This is a genomic window from Limnobaculum eriocheiris (assembly GCF_021010575.1).
GTDB lineage: Bacteria > Pseudomonadota > Gammaproteobacteria > Enterobacterales > Enterobacteriaceae > Limnobaculum > Limnobaculum eriocheiris.
Genome location: NZ_JAJNAG010000032.1, coordinates 20,564 through 36,871 on the forward strand (window position 1 = coordinate 20,564; position 16,308 = coordinate 36,871).

Annotated in this window: 13 protein-coding genes, 1 pseudogene and 1 riboswitch; of the genes and pseudogenes, 6 read left to right on the forward strand and 8 right to left on the reverse strand. The window is 43.7% G+C overall.

Annotation, left to right across the window (positions count from 1 at the left end; translation table 11 throughout):
* Positions 1 to 122: 122 nt before the first annotated feature.
* The gene (locus tag LPW36_RS12800) at positions 123 to 1,301 is read left to right on the forward strand and encodes a sugar efflux transporter (RefSeq protein WP_230610184.1); all 1,179 of its coding nucleotides are present in this window, start codon (positions 123 to 125) and stop codon (positions 1,299 to 1,301) included.
* Between the two features lie 20 nt (positions 1,302 to 1,321).
* Here LPW36_RS12800 and LPW36_RS12805 read toward each other — a convergent pair.
* Positions 1,322 to 1,477 (reverse strand): annotated as a pseudogene (locus tag LPW36_RS12805) (SDR family NAD(P)-dependent oxidoreductase); the annotation flags it as partial.
* A 220-nt stretch (positions 1,478 to 1,697) separates the two neighbouring features.
* Positions 1,698 to 1,884, forward strand: a riboswitch (yybP-ykoY riboswitch).
* Between the two features lie 9 nt (positions 1,885 to 1,893).
* On the opposite strand from LPW36_RS12805, the gene mntP reads away from it, so the two are divergent.
* Positions 1,894 to 2,463: a manganese efflux pump MntP gene (gene mntP / locus LPW36_RS12810; RefSeq protein WP_230610186.1), complete on the forward strand. Its 570-nt coding sequence runs from the start codon at positions 1,894 to 1,896 to the stop codon at positions 2,461 to 2,463.
* A gap of 113 nt (positions 2,464 to 2,576) precedes the next feature.
* On the opposite strand, the gene LPW36_RS12815 is transcribed toward mntP, so the two are convergent.
* On the reverse strand, positions 2,577 to 3,233 hold the full coding sequence (locus LPW36_RS12815) for a helix-turn-helix domain-containing protein (RefSeq protein WP_230610188.1): 657 nt from the start codon (positions 3,231 to 3,233) through the stop codon (positions 2,577 to 2,579).
* Positions 3,234 to 3,480: 247 nt separating this feature from the next.
* Between LPW36_RS12815 and eptA the strand changes: the two genes are divergently transcribed.
* Together eptA and LPW36_RS12825 are read left to right on the forward strand one after the other, a co-directional pair.
* Complete coding sequence (eptA, locus tag LPW36_RS12820) at positions 3,481 to 5,115, forward strand: phosphoethanolamine transferase EptA (RefSeq protein ID WP_230610190.1); 1,635 nt, start codon at positions 3,481 to 3,483, stop codon at positions 5,113 to 5,115.
* Positions 5,116 to 5,148: 33 nt separating this feature from the next.
* Positions 5,149 to 5,523, forward strand: coding sequence for a diacylglycerol kinase (locus LPW36_RS12825; RefSeq protein WP_230610192.1), 375 nt, complete (start codon positions 5,149 to 5,151; stop codon positions 5,521 to 5,523).
* A 155-nt stretch (positions 5,524 to 5,678) separates the two neighbouring features.
* Here LPW36_RS12825 and qseC (LPW36_RS12830) read toward each other — a convergent pair whose 3' ends face one another.
* The 4 genes from qseC (LPW36_RS12830) to qseB are packed head-to-tail and all read right to left on the reverse strand — an operon-like array spanning position 5,679 to position 9,757.
* The gene (gene qseC / locus LPW36_RS12830) at positions 5,679 to 7,031 is read right to left on the reverse strand and encodes a quorum sensing histidine kinase QseC (RefSeq protein WP_230610194.1); all 1,353 of its coding nucleotides are present in this window, start codon (positions 7,029 to 7,031) and stop codon (positions 5,679 to 5,681) included.
* On the reverse strand, positions 7,028 to 7,690 hold the full coding sequence (locus tag LPW36_RS12835) for a response regulator (protein WP_230610196.1): 663 nt from the start codon (positions 7,688 to 7,690) through the stop codon (positions 7,028 to 7,030). Before LPW36_RS12835 ends, qseC (LPW36_RS12830) begins: the two co-directional genes overlap by 4 nt.
* A 55-nt stretch (positions 7,691 to 7,745) precedes the next feature.
* On the reverse strand, positions 7,746 to 9,098 hold the full coding sequence (gene qseC / locus LPW36_RS12840) for a quorum sensing histidine kinase QseC (protein ID WP_230610197.1): 1,353 nt from the start codon (positions 9,096 to 9,098) through the stop codon (positions 7,746 to 7,748).
* Positions 9,095 to 9,757: a quorum sensing response regulator transcription factor QseB gene (qseB, locus tag LPW36_RS12845; protein ID WP_230610199.1), complete on the reverse strand. Its 663-nt coding sequence runs from the start codon at positions 9,755 to 9,757 to the stop codon at positions 9,095 to 9,097. The genes qseC (LPW36_RS12840) and qseB overlap by 4 nt, the downstream gene beginning before the upstream one ends.
* 177 nt (positions 9,758 to 9,934) lie before the next feature.
* Between qseB and LPW36_RS12850 the strand changes: the two genes are divergently transcribed.
* Both LPW36_RS12850 and LPW36_RS12855 read left to right on the forward strand, forming a co-directional pair.
* Positions 9,935 to 10,345: a YgiW/YdeI family stress tolerance OB fold protein gene (locus LPW36_RS12850; protein ID WP_230610201.1), complete on the forward strand. Its 411-nt coding sequence runs from the start codon at positions 9,935 to 9,937 to the stop codon at positions 10,343 to 10,345.
* A gap of 202 nt (positions 10,346 to 10,547) precedes the next feature.
* On the forward strand, positions 10,548 to 11,162 hold the full coding sequence (locus tag LPW36_RS12855; protein WP_230610203.1) for a LysE family translocator: 615 nt from the start codon (positions 10,548 to 10,550) through the stop codon (positions 11,160 to 11,162).
* 336 nt (positions 11,163 to 11,498) lie between these two features.
* Here the strand turns inward: LPW36_RS12855 and LPW36_RS12860 are convergent, their stop codons facing one another.
* Both LPW36_RS12860 and LPW36_RS12865 read right to left on the reverse strand, forming a co-directional pair.
* Positions 11,499 to 14,027, reverse strand: coding sequence for a DUF3772 domain-containing protein (locus LPW36_RS12860; protein ID WP_230610205.1), 2,529 nt, complete (start codon positions 14,025 to 14,027; stop codon positions 11,499 to 11,501).
* A 58-nt stretch (positions 14,028 to 14,085) separates the two neighbouring features.
* The gene (locus LPW36_RS12865; RefSeq protein WP_230610206.1) at positions 14,086 to 16,047 is read right to left on the reverse strand and encodes a peptidase U32 family protein; all 1,962 of its coding nucleotides are present in this window, start codon (positions 16,045 to 16,047) and stop codon (positions 14,086 to 14,088) included.
* Between the last annotated feature and the right edge of the window lie 261 nt (positions 16,048 to 16,308).

Consider the following 16,308-nt stretch of genomic DNA (forward strand, 5'->3'; position numbering starts at 1 on the left):
AATTGGTTGCAAATAGCGATTAATATTTTTGTTATCACTAAGTTATAGAATTAAAACGCCTTTTTATTTAGATTTAAACGGCGTATTATCCGCGCAGTTCATTATCTGAAGCAATTCATCTTATGCGATCACTCCCTGCCTCTTTAAGGCAAATGACGGATATCACGTCACTGGCTTTTCTGTTTATTGCTTTTTTAACCGGTATTGCTGGTGCATTACAGACACCAACCCTGAGTCTGTTTTTAACTACTGAGGTACAAACTCGTCCGGTTCTGGTCGGCCTGTTCTATACCGGTAGCGCCATCATAGGCATTATTATCAGCCAAATGATCGCCAGTTATTCAGATAAATCCGGCGATAGAAAAATGCTGATTATCCGCTGTTGCCTGTTTGGTGCATTAGGCTGCATTTTGTATGCATTTAATCGTAACTACTTTCTGTTACTCACGGTTGGTGTGGTGTTATCTACCTTTGGCTCAACGGCAACGCCACAAATGTTTGCATTAGCCAGAGAGCATGCTGATAAAACCGGGCGTGAAGCGGTGATGTTTAGCTCAATTTTACGGGCTCAGATTTCACTGGCATGGGTGATTGGTCCTCCGCTGGCTTTTGCGCTGGCGCTGGGGTTTGGTTTTAAGACCATGTATTTATCGGCAGCTATCGCGTTTGTTTTGTGTTCGGTCGTCGTCTGGTATACCTTGCCCTCCATGCCGAAAGTGAAACAGCAAGGTAGTGCCCTGATTCAGGCTCCTCGCCAGAATCGGCAGGCGGTGCTCTTGCTGTTTATAGTCTGTTCGCTTATGTGGACCTGCAATGGTATGTATATCATTAATATGCCGCTCTATTTAATTAATGAATTACACTTGCCGGAAAAACTGGCTGGCGTGATGATGGGAACCGCCGCCGGTTTAGAAATTCCGGTTATGCTTATTGCCGGCTATTACGCCCAACGTTTAGGAAAGCGTAAACTCATGCATTACGCTATTGTTGCCGGGCTACTGTTTTATATTGGGTTATTCTTTTTTACTTCTCCCTGGGAGCTACTGCTCCTACAGTTACTGAATGCTATTTTTATTGGCATACTGGCAGGTATTGGCATGCTCTATTTTCAGGATCTTATGCCTGGTCAGGCCGGTGCGGCCACCACGTTATTTACCAATACCGTTCGGGTGGGCTGGATTGTTGCTGGTTCACTGGCTGGATCAGTGGCGGAATTATGGAGCTTTCATGCGATATTCTATATTGCCGCGGCAATGTGTCTGGTTTCAACCATCTGTTTATTAAGAATAAAAATTGCCTGACAGGAAGCAACAGCAATATGCAGCTGATGTACCAGTTCATCGGCTATTACCTGATTATCGGCATAATTAATCACCACAGAAAAACCATCTGAAGCCAGACGTTCAGCGATGGCTGCCCCAATTCCCCGGGATGCCTCGGTGATTAAAGCCACTCTTTTTATAGCCTGTTGCGTCATAACGTTATTCCACCCGATTGGTATACTTAGCATTATTACTCCGATCAATTTTAGCCTATCCCCAATGCGATATTAATGTGTAGGAAATTAACTGTTTTTATTTCATACAGGTAGCAGATTTATGCATAAATAAAACTTGATAATAAGAATCATTTAATTTTATTCATTGATATTATTGAGTTATCTGTTCTTGGTTATCCTGTACACCAGTGTTAAACTGCCTGCCGTCATTGGGGAGTAGCCGGTTTTTGTTAACACAACAAAAGCGCCTGTATCAACATACTCGCATGAACTACACAAGTTCAGCGTGGTGCAGGCAACCGTCAGGTAGGCGAGACCATAGACACGCTGGGCACACTGTAGGTTGGGAGGTGCTCAATGTGTATATGAGGAGTCCCGGCCGGAGAAACTAAACAGTGAACCTTTCTGCAACACTTATTCTTGCTTTTGGAATGTCTATGGATGCTTTTGCAGCTTCCGTAGGTAAAGGCGCAATTCTGCATAAACCCCGTTTCAGAGAAGCATTCCGTACCGGTCTCATCTTCGGCTGTATTGAAGCTATCACTCCATTAATTGGCTGGGGTATCGGATTGGCGGCTGGTCAATATGTGGCCGAATGGGACCATTGGGTAGCATTTACCCTCCTGTTTATTTTAGGCTGCCGCATGATTATTGAGGGTTCGAAACAGCCTGAAGATGATGCGCCAAAATTGCGCCGTCACTCCTTCTGGATCCTGGTAACTACTGCGTTTGCTACCAGTCTGGATGCTATGGCAGTTGGTGTTGGCCTTGCCCTGCTACAAGTTGATATTATTCATACCGCAATGGCAATTGGTCTGGCGACCATGATCATGGCAACGCTGGGCATGATGTTAGGGCGATTTATCGGCCCTATGCTTGGTAAACGAGCCGAAATCATTGGCGGAATTATTTTGATTGGTATCGGCATAAATATCTTGCTGGAACATCTGGGGTGGGCCGCTTAAGGCTCACACTAATAACATTATCGCCCATCCACACATGGGCGATATTAGCGGCTGTTGGCTATTCCTGCCGATCGATCCTGATTAATAATATGCCGCTGTCTATCTTCTTTTCATTATTCTACCTGTTCAGCATCCGATCTGGCCTGATTCAATATTGCTTTAGCAATCCATTGAGTTACGGCCTGAACATCATCATTCTCTAACTGCCAGATATCTTTTAATACCATAAACACTTCCGACCCATAAATGATCGATAAGGCGTAATTTACTTTTTCGACCAGTTCCTTCGGTAATTCATCATTCAGTGGTGCTGTGACTTGCTTAAGCGTTTGTTTACGATGCCCTCTAACCAGTTTCTCCCGCTTGATTATCACATCGTTAATACCCACTTCTGATTTAAATTGTGATGCCCGCTCTTCAGCCCACTGTTGTAACGACAGTAATAGCGCCGCGCGTAATGCACCCTCGTGTTTAAACATTTGTGGATAAGCAAAACTCAATAATTCGTTAACGCGCTCCTCAACTTTAGTTTGTTCCGGCTGCCATAAAATAATGGGTTTAAGGCTTTCATCCACTACGGCAGAAATCAGCTCGCTTTGAGTAGGAAAATAACGATAAGCCGTTGCCCGGGATACCTGAGCTTCTACCGCTAATTCCGTCACCGTTGGAAAGGCGCCCTTTTCAAATAATTTCATGGCCTGTTTAATCAGAAGATTGTATTTTCTTCTTTTTAAATTGGTCAGTTCACGTTCTTCAATACCAGATTCCATTTATTGCCTCTGCTTTGCATTAAAAGTCCTGCTTTAAATATAGTATCAAAATATTTCTATAATAAAGATAATTTAATTAACCCAATAATCATAGTAATTTCAATAAGTAAGTATTTATCTGGTAACAACCCCTGAAGTGAACTTTTTTTCTGGAACGTCTATCATTAATGACTTAATAATTGATTAAGGATTAGCTGGTTAACTACAGGCTAACCACAAACTCCTAATAACCAGAGATAGCCATTCTATGAGACAAGTTGTCCGATTAAAGTGTAATGATATTCTATTTGTTATTGCTGTTACGTTATTTATCACCATTGTTCAGAATACTCGTTTCTTTTATCGGGCATGGCAAATCATTGAGCCTGACCCCCTGCACAATATTATTTTTTCCGCCTCTATGCCGGTGCTATTGTTTTGTTGTCTGAATATTATCTTTAGCCTGCTTTTGCTGCCTTATCTGCGTAAACCTGTCGCTATCGCCTTTATTTTAATTGGCGCTGCGGTTAACTATTTTATGTATAGCTTTAATACCGTGATTGACCGCAATATGACGCAAAATGCGCTGGAAACCGATTTTCATGAAGCCCTTGACCTGATCTCTTTAAAAATGATGCTGTGGTTTACTTTGATTGGCATCATTCCCGCTATCATTGTGGCCTGGGTAAAGATTACACCGTCTCGCAGCTGCTGGCGCTTTTTATGGGTAAGAGCTACAAACATCATTGTTTCAGCATTGGTGATTGTGTTGATCGCGCTGTTTTTCTATAAAGATTACGCGCCATTTTTCCGCAACAATAAAGATATGGTCAAATTACTGACCCCTTCTAACGTGGTTGGCAGTCTGGTTAATAATTTGTCTAACTATATTGATTCTCGTAAACCGTTTGAACAAATTGGTCTTGATGCCCGCAAAGGTCCATTAATTTCACAACAACCCAAAAAGACCTTACTGGTTTTAGTTCTGGGAGAAACCGCCAGGGCAGAAAACTTCTCGTTGGGGGGGGATTCACGCAATACCAATCCACAATTATCAAAACGGGACAATATCACCTATTTCGATAATGTTAGCTCATGCGGCACCGCTACTGCGGTTTCTGTACCCTGTATGTTCTCCAATATGACCAGAAAGCAATACAGCGAATCAACGGCTAAACATACTGAAAATGTGATGGATATCCTGGCCCGAGCTAAAGTTAGCGTACTGTGGCGCGATAATGACAGCGGATGTAAAGGGGTATGTAACCGGGTTCCTAATGAAGACCTGACTAAATTAAAGCTGCCTGAGTTCTGTAAAGGTGGCGCCTGTCTGGATGATATCCTGCTGTATAAGCTGGATGATTATATCAATACCCTCGACAACGACGGCATTATTGTTTTGCATCAGATGGGTAGTCATGGCCCCAGTTATCACGAGCGCTATACGGAAGAGTACCGTAAATTTACGCCAACCTGTGATACCAATGATATTCAGGACTGTGACGTCGCCAGTCTGCGTAATACCTATGACAATACAATCCTGTATACCGATGCCATGCTGGATAAAACCATCAGTTTGCTGCAAAAGCATCAGGATAAATTTGCTACTGCTATGATTTATCTGTCTGACCATGGTGAATCACTGGGAGAAAATGGTCTGTATTTGCATGGTACCCCATATGCGATTGCGCCAAGCCAGCAAACCCACGTTCCTATGCTGATGTGGACTTCTGGTGAATACCGTCAGGCACAAAAACTGGATGAAGATTGTTTAGCTAAGACAAAACAAAATGAGTTCAGTCAGGACAATCTGTTTCACTCTTTGTTGGGTATTTTTAATATTCAGACCACTGAATATCAATCGGCACTGGATATGTTTCAACCCTGCCGTAAAACAAGTTAATTTACTATTCTGATGATCGGACAGGAAAAAATTATGAATAAAGTTCAGGCAACAGGCTTTACCCGAATTATTAATGCTGCTGGATATTCCCGTGCCGGGCTGATTGCGGCCTGGAAAAATGAGGCCGCTTTTCGCCAGGAAGCCATTCTGTGTCTGGCTGCTGTAGCGATTGCCTGTTGGCTTAATGTGACCTCTGTTGAACGAGTTTTATTAATTGGCTCAGTGCTTTTAGTGGTTGTGGTTGAATTGCTTAACAGCGCAATTGAAGCGGTAGTGGACAGAATTGGTACAGAACATCATGAGCTATCGGGTCGGGCTAAAGATATGGGTTCGGCAGCGGTGCTGATAACGTTATTATTGGCAGCATTAGTATGGGGTGGAATTTTATTGCCCTATGGATTTAACTAATGGAATTTAACTGATTGAATTTAGATGATTTTTTATAATTTGAACAATTCCTGTTTTTGCCCTGTGAATATTCCGGCCGTAAGCATAATGAACGCGATTATCATTATGCCCGGCCGGAAACCGTTTCCTTGCTCGTTCTAACCCTGAACTTTACATTACTGCCAGAACCCAACCCTGACGCTAAATCCACCTTCCTCGCGGTTAGCAAAACTAATTTTCAGACCGTGTAACTCAGCAATCTGCTTCACAATAGAAATACCCAAACCACTGCCAATCTTTGTCTGCCCCGGAGGGCGGTAGAAACGTTCACCCAACCGCTGTAAGTGCTCCTGAGTTACTCCCGGTCCACTGTCTTCAACAACCATCTGTTGTTCAGTTAACGTCACGCTAACCGAGCCATCGACAGGGGTGTAGTGCAATGCATTGTCTACCAGATTACGAATTAACAGTGACAGCAGAACCATATTTCCTTGTCTGTCTGGCGGCATCCCCTGATAGTTAATTTGCAGATTAATCTGCTTTTCTTTTGCGCTGGCAAAAAAAGTAGGCTGCATTTCTTGTATTAACCGCTGCCAGTTAATACTTTTCTGTTCCAGAATATCTGATTGAGCATCCAGCCTGGAGAGTGTTAATAACTGATCCACCAACCGGGAGGCGCGATCGATACCAACAGTCAGGTTATTTAACGCTCTTTTCTGCACTTCGGGTTTATTTACCGTCATTTGAGCCACTTCAGTTTGCACCCGGAGGGCGGTTAACGGGCTACGTAACTCGTGCGCCGCATCAGAAACGAAGCGTCGTTCCCGCTTTAGCATATCGCCAATGCGAGCAAATAACAGATTCAGTGCATCAACAAAGGGCTGAACCTCTGGCGGTAACCTTTTTTCCTCAATCGGCATTTCATCATCAGGTTTTCTCTGCTTAAGTTCTGATGTCACTCGCTTAAGCGGTGCCAGCTCGCGATTAATCATTAATATGATAATGACCAACATAATTGGAATCAGTATTCCCCAAGGGATTACCTGATGATCGAGTAAGATCGATTTCGCCAACCGCGTCCGATAGGCATTCTCCTGCCCCACGGCAATAATAAAACGTCGGTCCTGAGATTTAAGCCACAGCACCCGCCATAGTTTACTTTCTCTGAATTCAGGCGACTCCCCCAGTTGGGTATCCGTTGCGGAGTAAAAGAAATCGGGTACACCATCCCGATCGGTAATCAGTTTTTTACCGTCCGTGGTAAAAATAGCAAATGCAAGCGCATCTCTGGCCTGAGTAAACTTGTCAGGATGAAATGAAGAATTATTATTTTTGGCCTGAATAGTTAGCAGATCGTCTAATCCGGAACGTTCCAGCCGTTTGGCAAACATAATCTGTTCCGCATCATAAGCCAGCCGAATACGGTGACGAACTTTTACATAAGCAATAGCAGAGGAAATGACCCAGGAAAGTAAAATAAGAATCGTAAAAATAGAGACCAGACGAGTATGCAGACTTAATCTTTTCATTTCTCATCGCCTAAGGCATAGCCCATTCCATAAATAGTGCGAATAAGGTCTTTACCTAACTTGTGACGTAAGTTATGAATATGCACCTCTACGGTATTACTGCTGACATCATCACTCCATGAGTATAACTTTTCCTGTATCAACGCCTTGCTTAACACCCTATTCTGGCTGAGTAAAAACAGTTCTAACAGTTTTAATTCCCTGGAAGTAAGCACGATAGCTTCTCCCTCTTTAGTCACCGCATAGTTAGCGGTATCTAATATGATATCTTTATATTGAATAACTGAACTTAACTGCCCGTGACGACGACGCACTAAAGCCTGAAGGCGTGCTGCCACTTCTTCCAGCGCAAATGGTTTACACAGATAGTCATCCGCACCGAACTGTAATCCACTTACCCGCTCTTTTATGGCATCACGAGCGGTTAAAATCAGTACAGGTGTGTCTATTTTTTTCTGGCGCCAATATTTGATAATATCCAACCCATCAATATGGGGCAGGCTTAAATCGAGAATAACTGCATCATAAGGCGCTGAATGAATAGCATTCTGCCCTTTTAAACCATCATTAAACCAATCGATAGTGAAACCACACTCTGTCAGACCAACCTGAATTCCATCACCAATTAGCTCATCATCTTCAACCAGCAGTATCCTCATGCCGGAGCTCCTGTTTAATTAATTTTATGCCAATAAAATAATATAAATTAGCCGGTTAATACCAACTAATAACAGCTTTAAAACCACCAGACTCCCGGTTACTAAACTTAACATCTAAACCATGTAAATGCGCTATGCGCTGTACAATGGATAATCCTAACCCACTACCGTTTTTTTCCTGACCCGGAGGTCGAAAGAATCGCTCACCAATACGCTGTAGATATTCATCGCTCACACCGGGGCCTTCATCCTCTACGCTAAAGCTATGCTTATCTAAAGTCACTGTGATGATCTTACCCTGACAACCATAACGAATCGCATTATCTAATAAATTGCGCACCATAACGGATAACAATAACTGCTGGCCTTTAACTGGTGCTGGGGTTTGCCGAATATCTAAACGAATATCAACGTCTTCCGCCTGTGCTTTGGAATAGATATCAGCGATACCATTTTGTAACAATAATTGCCATTCAATTTGCTGAACATCATCCAATTGTGAAAATGAATCCAGTCGGGAAAGCATCAATAGCTGGTCGACAACCCGGGTAGATCTATCGATACCATCGGTAAGATTCGCCAGTGCATGTTGGCGCATGGTTTCATCATCACCGGAAATTTGCACCACTTCAGTCTGAACTCTGAGCGCGGCTAAAGGGCTACGTAGCTCATGGGCGGCATCAGAGGTAAAACGCCGCTCCCGCATCATCATAGTGCCAATACGGACAAATAATTTATTTAGCGCATCGACAATTGGTTGAACTTCACTGGGGAGCCGGGAGGTCATAAGCGGTGAATCATCATCAGGCTGGCGTCGATTAAGCTGGCTGGCGATATGTCGCAGCGGTTTTAATTCCCGTGTAATTAACCAAATCATCAACAACACCATTAATGGGAGCGCTATTAGCCAGGGTTTGAGCTGCGAAACTAACAGCGCTTCTAACATATCCCCCCGATAGTCCAGCTCCTGACCGACAGCGACAATGTAGCGATTATCGGCGGTTTTTAGCCAGACGATTCGCCACAGATCGTCGTCAGCGCTAATTGCACTATCGGCAAAGCCATCCTGATGATAATTGAAAATAAAGTTACTGCCATTATCGCCATCATGCAGCACCATTTTTCCGTCAGGAGTAAAGATAGCAAAAGCCAGCGCATCGTCGTCCTGAGAACCCCGATTATGACGTAATAGCTTTTTAGTTTTAGGTAACTGCTGTGAAATATTACCAATGGTCTCGGGCTGCAACACGGAAAGCCGTTTGGCAAATATCATTTGCTGAGTATCAAACATTTCATCAATGTTTTTGCTGGTTTGTCGCCACGCCAAAAAGCTGGCTATCGACCAGGTCACTACCACCAGCAGAATAAACAAAAGGATAAGACGCAACCGCAAACTTAATGTTTTCACTTATTGTCCCCCAGCGTATATCCCACGCCGTGGACAGTACGGATAAAGTCATTGCCCAGTTTGCGCCGTAAATGGTGGATATGAACTTCAACCGCATTACTGGAGACCTCTTCATCCCAGTTATACAGTTTTTCTTCAATTAACGGGCGCGGTAAAACCCGACCAATGTTGTGCAAAAACAGCTCCAGAATTGCCAGCTCTCTGGGCTTAAGTATTACCGGCTCTCCATGGCTGGTTACACTCATGGTTGCCGGTTCATACACAACATGTCCGTAGGAGAGTGTCGGCGTCAGTTGACCATAACGTCGGCGAATCAACGCCTGCAATCGTGCAGCAACTTCTGTTAAGGCAAAGGGTTTACACAGATAGTCATCAGCTCCTTGCTGTAATCCTTCAATCCGTTGTTCTAACGCATCGCGGGCCGTTAAAATCAATACCGGAACATCATGCCCGCTTTTACGCCAGTTGCGCAGAATTTCCATACCGTCAATACCAGGCAAAGAGAGATCGAGCACAACGGCATCATAAGGGGCGACATCAATGGCCTGTTGGCCTTTTTTCCCTTCGGAAAACCAGTCCACGCTGAACCCTAATTTAGTGAGTCCGGATTTAACTCCATCACCAATCAGCCTATCATCTTCAATGAGCAAGATGCGCATAATGTCCTCCCGTTGATTAACGGCCCATTTTTACAGGATAAATTCAGGCATGGCTATCGCCTGAAGCCAGTTAAGTAAAAATATTTTTTATTTTCATTCTATTAAGATCCCGTTAAGAACTTAATGGTTTAATCGTTGATGAAAAGAATCGAACACCTACCATTGAGGAAATAAAACATGAAAAAATTAACGATGTTAGCTTTGGTTGCCACATTAGTCAGTGTGCCAGTTTTTGCTCAAAATAGCGCTTCAACCGGTGGTTTTAGCGGCCCGGGTACAACAGAGACCACGTCAACCCAACAAAGCAGCGGCTTTTCAGGTCCTAACGCAGGTACCATGACGGTTGAGAAAGCCTTAACCATGAGTGACGATACCTGGATTAGCCTACAGGGAAATATTGAACAGCAAATTGGTAAAGAGCTGTATGTTTTCCGTGATAAGACCGGCACCATCAATGTTGATATTGACCATAAACGCTGGGATGGTCTGACTATCACCCCTACAGATACGGTAGAACTACAGGGTGAAATTGATAAAGGCTGGAATTCAGTTGAGCTGGATGTGAAGCAAATTAAAAAGATTAAGTAACGACGTCGACAGAAAGGCTACTTCTGTCATGTCCTGATATTTATTTCTGTCACTTCTTAAAGCCTGATTATCTTATCGGGCTTTTTTATCTGTTTTTGCTATCTGATTTTTCAACCAGTGCATCATTAACCGCTTGTATTTCGATTAAGCTCTGACATTATCAACGCATATCGTCAACAATTATGGATACGTTGGAGTTTTAATGCTGGAAACCTCTCTTTTTGTTGCCACTATTGCTACTTTGGGCATGCTGTCACCGGGGCCCGATTTTTTTCTGGTGATTAAAAATGCTGCCCGCTATCGGCGTTCGGTAGCAATGGTAACCGCACTTGGCGTTATTCTTGGCGTGGCTACCCATATGTCATATTGTGTTGCAGGATTAGCGGTGGTTATTACCACCACGCCATGGCTGTTTAATCTTTTAAAATATGCTGGCGCACTTTACCTGATCTGGATTGGCGTTCAGGCGTTGTTGTCACGTGGCGGTAGTAAAATGGATGTCACTAATCTTAGTCATCAACATACCAGCTATAAGAATGCGTTTATTCAGGGTTATTTATGTAATTTACTGAATCCAAAAGCAACACTATTTTTCCTGTCGGTTTTTACTCAAGTATTAAGTGTTAACTCCAGTACCGGTGAGAAGTTGTGGTATGCCTTTATTATCTGGATCCTTGCCGCTATCTGGTGGCCGCTGTTGATAGTTTTAATTCAAAGCGATCCGGTTCGTCGGGGGTTAGCGAAAGTCCAAAGCATGGTAGATAAAGTGCTTGGTGTAGTCTTAATTGGTTTAGGTATTAAAGTCGCCTTCGGCTAAACACCCATCAGGTAAGCTGACATCGTGCGGTTTGCCACTTCCGTTCTCTTTATCACTGTTTAATAAATATATCATGTGACAATGTCACCAATCATTACCCCTTTCGATTCTGATTTACTTCAATTACCTCCTAATACAAAGCCCGCACGCTGGCCACAGAGATGAAACAACAGGGAGGCAATGTAACCTTTATTCTTTTCCCTGGAAAAAATCACGGCAGCGTGATTCCTGATGCCGTGAAAATCGCCGTTATCACTGCAGGGAAAGCATAAAAAAACCGTCTCCTCTTTCCGCTAACGCCCCTGACCGGGCGTTTGGCAAGCGATTTTCAATGAATTATTCGTCATCTTTTTTGCTGTTATCCGTATAACCGGCAGCAATTTCTGGCGGTAAATTTTGTACCACCAAACTCTGTGGACTGGAAAGCTTAACGTTGGCAGCCCGTAACCGTTTGAGAATATCAAATAACAGATCGCTTTTGGTTCGGCTAACCACTCGTGGACTGCTGACATAGCCCGTTACGCTCAGGGTAATACCATCCGGTGTTAACTGACTAAAAGAGACTGACGGTGCAGGCGTATCCAGAATAGCTTCGTGTGCCACATAAGCTTCCAGCAAAATACCCCGCACCTGTTCCGGATCGATATTCAACGGGAAGGTTAATGGGATAGTGGCTACGCCCTGCGCATTTCCCATGGTTACGTTACGCACATTTTGGGAAATTAGCTGAGAGTTAGGTACAATCACCGTTGATTTATCACTCAACTGAATTTCAGTAGCTCTGACGTTGATACGTCGAATATCCCCTTCAACACCGCTGATACTGACCAGATCCCCTACTTTTACCGGACGTTCCGTTAACAATATCAAACCTGAGATAAAGTTTTTAACGATCTCTTGCAGACCAAAACCGATACCTACCGATAATGCACTGACAATCCAGGCCAGTTTATTCCATTCAATACCCAGTAACGACAGAGTAATCAGAATCAGTAGTACATAACCAATATTGCTGAACAGCGTGACTAACGACATGCGCATCCCGGTGTCCATCGCTGTTTTAGGCAGGAATTTAGTCCCCAGCCAGCGACGAGCGGTACGCAGAATGTACAAACCAACCACCGCGCTGATCAGGGCACTCATGACGTTTGCCGGAACGATATTGATTTTGCCAAAACTATCACTGCCTAAAATGTCGATAGCTTTATCAACAATGGTCATTGGCGTGGTGGCGCCATAGGTACCATTAAACAGGGCAATTGCCGCCAACATAACCAGAATGGTATTGCCTATGGCAGAAAACAGAATGGTTGCCTGTTCCAGATAGCGATTATCCAGGCTCAATACCTGTTTAATCCATTTTCCACTGGCGTGATTGACTGAGAACAGGCTTTCACACAGGTCGCCCATCAACTTGGTGGTTAAATAGAGGCAGGAAAATACAATTCCAACCCATACCAGCTCATAGGTTAAAAAACGCGCCAGTGGAATATATCCAATCAGCAATGCTAATACGATAACAATAGAAACCGCGCTAACTACTAAATGAACCAAACTACCCAGTGAAGTTCTGGGTTCCAGTGGTTCACCCAACGCTATCATCTCATGGCGGATGCGATTCGTCCGGCGAGTTGCCTGCCATACCATGATCGCAATTAACAGTGCCGCAATACCATTACTAAAGATCGTTGAGGGTACACTGCTGCCAATTACATTATTTATCTGTTCCAGCGTGCCAAAAAACATTAACAGAATAGCAATGATGGTGGGATAAGGCTTTAGTGCAACGGCAATCATATCCGGCATAGGTATCAACCGCCATGATGGTCGCTGAATAGAAAGCAACGCCCTGCTCAACCCGGCAATCAGTCCGGAAAATATCGTTAACCCTAATAATCCATTGGCAAAATTATCCATCAGTGGGGGTAATGCATTATTACGGCCAAACACCAGATAAAGCAGATTTGCACCGCCATAAATGGTCACAACCGTCACAATAACCGTGGCAAATGCTAAAAAGGTGCGGCGCAAACGACCATCCGGGAATCCCCAAATGCTCAACCATACCAGCGCTTTTTCCAAATATTTGCGTGCATAACCCCAAACCGCAATGGCTAAGACCAATAAAACCAGGGAGCCAAACAGTTGATCGGGTTGCCAGGCTTGTGCAAAATTATCCGACAGCTGTTGACTAAAACTGGCAATTTTAATCCCATCGTCTGGTTGCGGGCTAAAGATCGGTGCCCAAAAACGGGGACCTAAAATACTGCCTATATTGAGTGCCAGTTGAGTTTTCAGCGCATTGCGCCGTAATTCAATAATCTGTTTAGAAAGGTTGCTGACATTAGTTTTTAACGTTTTAGCATGTTCCAGCTTTTTCTCGGTTAAAGCCTTATCCGCATTTAGTGCATTGCGTTGTTTGGTAACTTCTGGCGTTTCATCCAGCGCACCGGGAGCTGGCGCTGGCCCAATAACATCAAGCTGTGCCTGTATTTGTGTTTGCACAGGCGTCAGAATGTTGGTGTATTCATCGGCTTTATGTGAAATATCCAGCGCCTGAGTGTTTAATGCGCTGAACTCTTTATCTTTAGTCGCCGCAGAAAGCTGTTGCTTAATATCACTAAGCCGTTGCTGTAAATTTTCAAGCTCTGCTGTGCTAACGTCTTTTTTTTCTTCCTGTTCCTGGTCTTGACTCTGTGGGGTATTCCCCTGAGCCTGAGTTTGATCCTGCGGTTTATTGGCCGGAGATTTGGTATTACTGTTAGCCGCAGGTAGCGATTTAGGAGCTGCATATACTGTAGGTACCGTTGCGCCAATAACAGCCAATGAACAAATTAAAAGCAATACTTTTGAAAATCGATACATACAGCAATACTCCAAACGTCACTCGATGTCGGTTTGAGATAATAGTTAATAGTTAATATTACAACTTGGGCTTGATAGTCTTTTTTAGTTCGTCAACAGAAATAGAAGCCACAATGCTCCCCGCCAGCGGAGCTTTCAGAACATGAGGTTTAATTTTGCCCCATACCTGCATTTCGCATGGCTTACAGTCAAACGTCAACGTCAAAATCTCATCATTGTGTACCAGTTGCATTGGCGTTGCCCGGCCCTTTACACCCTGAACGCCCCTGGCTTGTTTGGGGCACAAATTAAAGGCAAATCGCAGACAATGTTTAGTAATCATCACCGGTACATCTGATTTTTCCTGATGGGCTTCATAAGCGGCATCAATAAGTTCGACACCAAATCGTTGATAAAACTCTCTGGCTTTATGGTTATACACATTAGCCAGAAAGCTTAAATGAGTTTCAGGGTAGACTGGTGCAGGTTCTGAAACCGGTAAGCGCCCGGCACGCTGATAGTTTTGCAACCGGGCTTCCGTTAAGCCATCAATGGCATCCCGTCGTAACTGGTTTAGTTGGGCACTGGGAATAAAGTATACCACCGGTAAGTCAACCGTCACTGCAATAGTGCGATAGATAGTTTGTCCAAGTTTAGACAAACCCTCTTTCAAATTTTGTAACGATTTCTCTGCCTGATTGGCTACTTCAAAATCACCACGCAGTGACACTGTAACGCAAATACCCTCTTCGCTGGTTGCCGTCAGTAATAATTCAGCATCAGCCTGAGTTAAGTGTAGTTCAACATTCACCTTACGTTCACTGGATGACTTCAGTAACGACTGCTGCCACAGGTGATCCAGATTACGATTTAACGGATGATTTGGCCGTAACTTGCTAAATTCCGGCAACATTTCATTAGGGTAAACCCGATAACGAAATTCTGCGGTTTTCTCTACTTTACTGGCGCGAAAACCAACAATTTCTCGCTTAATTAATACGTTTAAACCATCACCATTACTCAGCGGTTCGGTGACGCCGACGTCCAGATAGCTACCGCCAACCTTAAGCACTTCACCAATCGGTAACCCAATATATTTAGGGGAATCAAAGGCACCAATATCCATTTGGCGTTGATTAACAAAATAATCGGTACTTCCCCGGTGAAATGTCTTCTCCGGGTTAGGAATAAAGTGGTGCTGTGTTCTTCCGCTGGAGGCGGCAGACAGATCAGAATGTTGAAGTAAAATCTGGTCAATCTGTTGGCGATAATAGGAGGTGATATTTTTCACATATCCCATATCTTTATAACGCCCTTCTATTTTAAAAGAGCGCACACCGGCATCAATCAGCGCAGGCAGGTTTGCTGCCTGGTTGTTATCTTTCATTGAGAGCAGATGTTTGTCATAAGCTACGATACCACCTTTATCATCTTTTAAAGTATATGGCAGGCGACAAGCTTGTGAACAATCGCCCCTATTGGCACTACGGCCAGTTTGGGCGTGAGATATATAGCACTGACCAGAAAAAGCCACGCATAATGCACCATGAATAAAAAATTCAATTGCTGCACTAACGTTGTGTTTAATCTGTCGAATCTGCTCCAGATTCAGCTCTCTTGCCAGAACCAACTGAGAAAAACCCACTTCAGACAAGAATTTGGCCTTTTCAAGGGTTCTGATGTCTGTTTGGGTGCTGGCATGCAGATCGATCGGTGGTATATCTAATTGCAGAATCCCCATATCCTGAACGATTAACGCATCAACACCGGCATCATACAGTTGATAAATCAGCTGTCTTGCTGGCTCCAGCTCATCATCATGTAAGATAGTATTTAAGGTAACAAATACTTTGGCGTAATAACGATGGGCAAAAACCACCAGTTCAGCAATATCTTTCAGACTGTTTCCGGCATTATGACGCGCACCAAAGCTGGGGCCACCGATATAAATGGCATCTGCACCATGCAAAATAGCTTCACGGGCAATTTCTACATCTCTTGCCGGGCTAAGTAGTTCTATCTGATTGTCTGAAAGTCTCATATCTCACTGAATTATATAGTGGTTAATCGTATCGAATAGGTAAGGAACATGGCAATATTAAATAAAGTTCAAGATGCTAGTTAAAATTCCCATCTGGAATGATTAATTTCAATTTTAAAAAGGAGGCAGGGAATTGTAAGCACACCCATTTTAGTACCACATACTTTTTGAGATTTCTGGGTTTTCAGCCATCAGCCGGTATTCTTCCGGTGTCAGGTTATTCAGGGATTCATGGGGCCGCTCACTGTTGTATTCATTCAG

Coding starts and splice junctions, on each gene's coding strand:
- LPW36_RS12800 (WP_230610184.1), top strand. CDS start 123: ATGCGATCACTCCCTGCCTCTTTAAGGCAAATGACGGATATCACGTCA.
- LPW36_RS12815 (WP_230610188.1), bottom strand. CDS start 3,233: ATGGAATCTGGTATTGAAGAACGTGAACTGACCAATTTAAAAAGAAGA.
- eptA (WP_230610190.1), top strand. CDS start 3,481: ATGAGACAAGTTGTCCGATTAAAGTGTAATGATATTCTATTTGTTATT.
- LPW36_RS12825 (WP_230610192.1), top strand. CDS start 5,149: ATGAATAAAGTTCAGGCAACAGGCTTTACCCGAATTATTAATGCTGCT.
- qseC (WP_230610194.1), bottom strand. CDS start 7,031: ATGAAAAGATTAAGTCTGCATACTCGTCTGGTCTCTATTTTTACGATT.
- LPW36_RS12835 (WP_230610196.1), bottom strand. CDS start 7,690: ATGAGGATACTGCTGGTTGAAGATGATGAGCTAATTGGTGATGGAATT.
- qseB (WP_230610199.1), bottom strand. CDS start 9,757: ATGCGCATCTTGCTCATTGAAGATGATAGGCTGATTGGTGATGGAGTT.
- LPW36_RS12850 (WP_230610201.1), top strand. CDS start 9,935: ATGAAAAAATTAACGATGTTAGCTTTGGTTGCCACATTAGTCAGTGTG.
- LPW36_RS12855 (WP_230610203.1), top strand. CDS start 10,548: ATGCTGGAAACCTCTCTTTTTGTTGCCACTATTGCTACTTTGGGCATG.
- LPW36_RS12860 (WP_230610205.1), bottom strand. CDS start 14,027: ATGTATCGATTTTCAAAAGTATTGCTTTTAATTTGTTCATTGGCTGTT.
- LPW36_RS12865 (WP_230610206.1), bottom strand. CDS start 16,047: ATGAGACTTTCAGACAATCAGATAGAACTACTTAGCCCGGCAAGAGAT.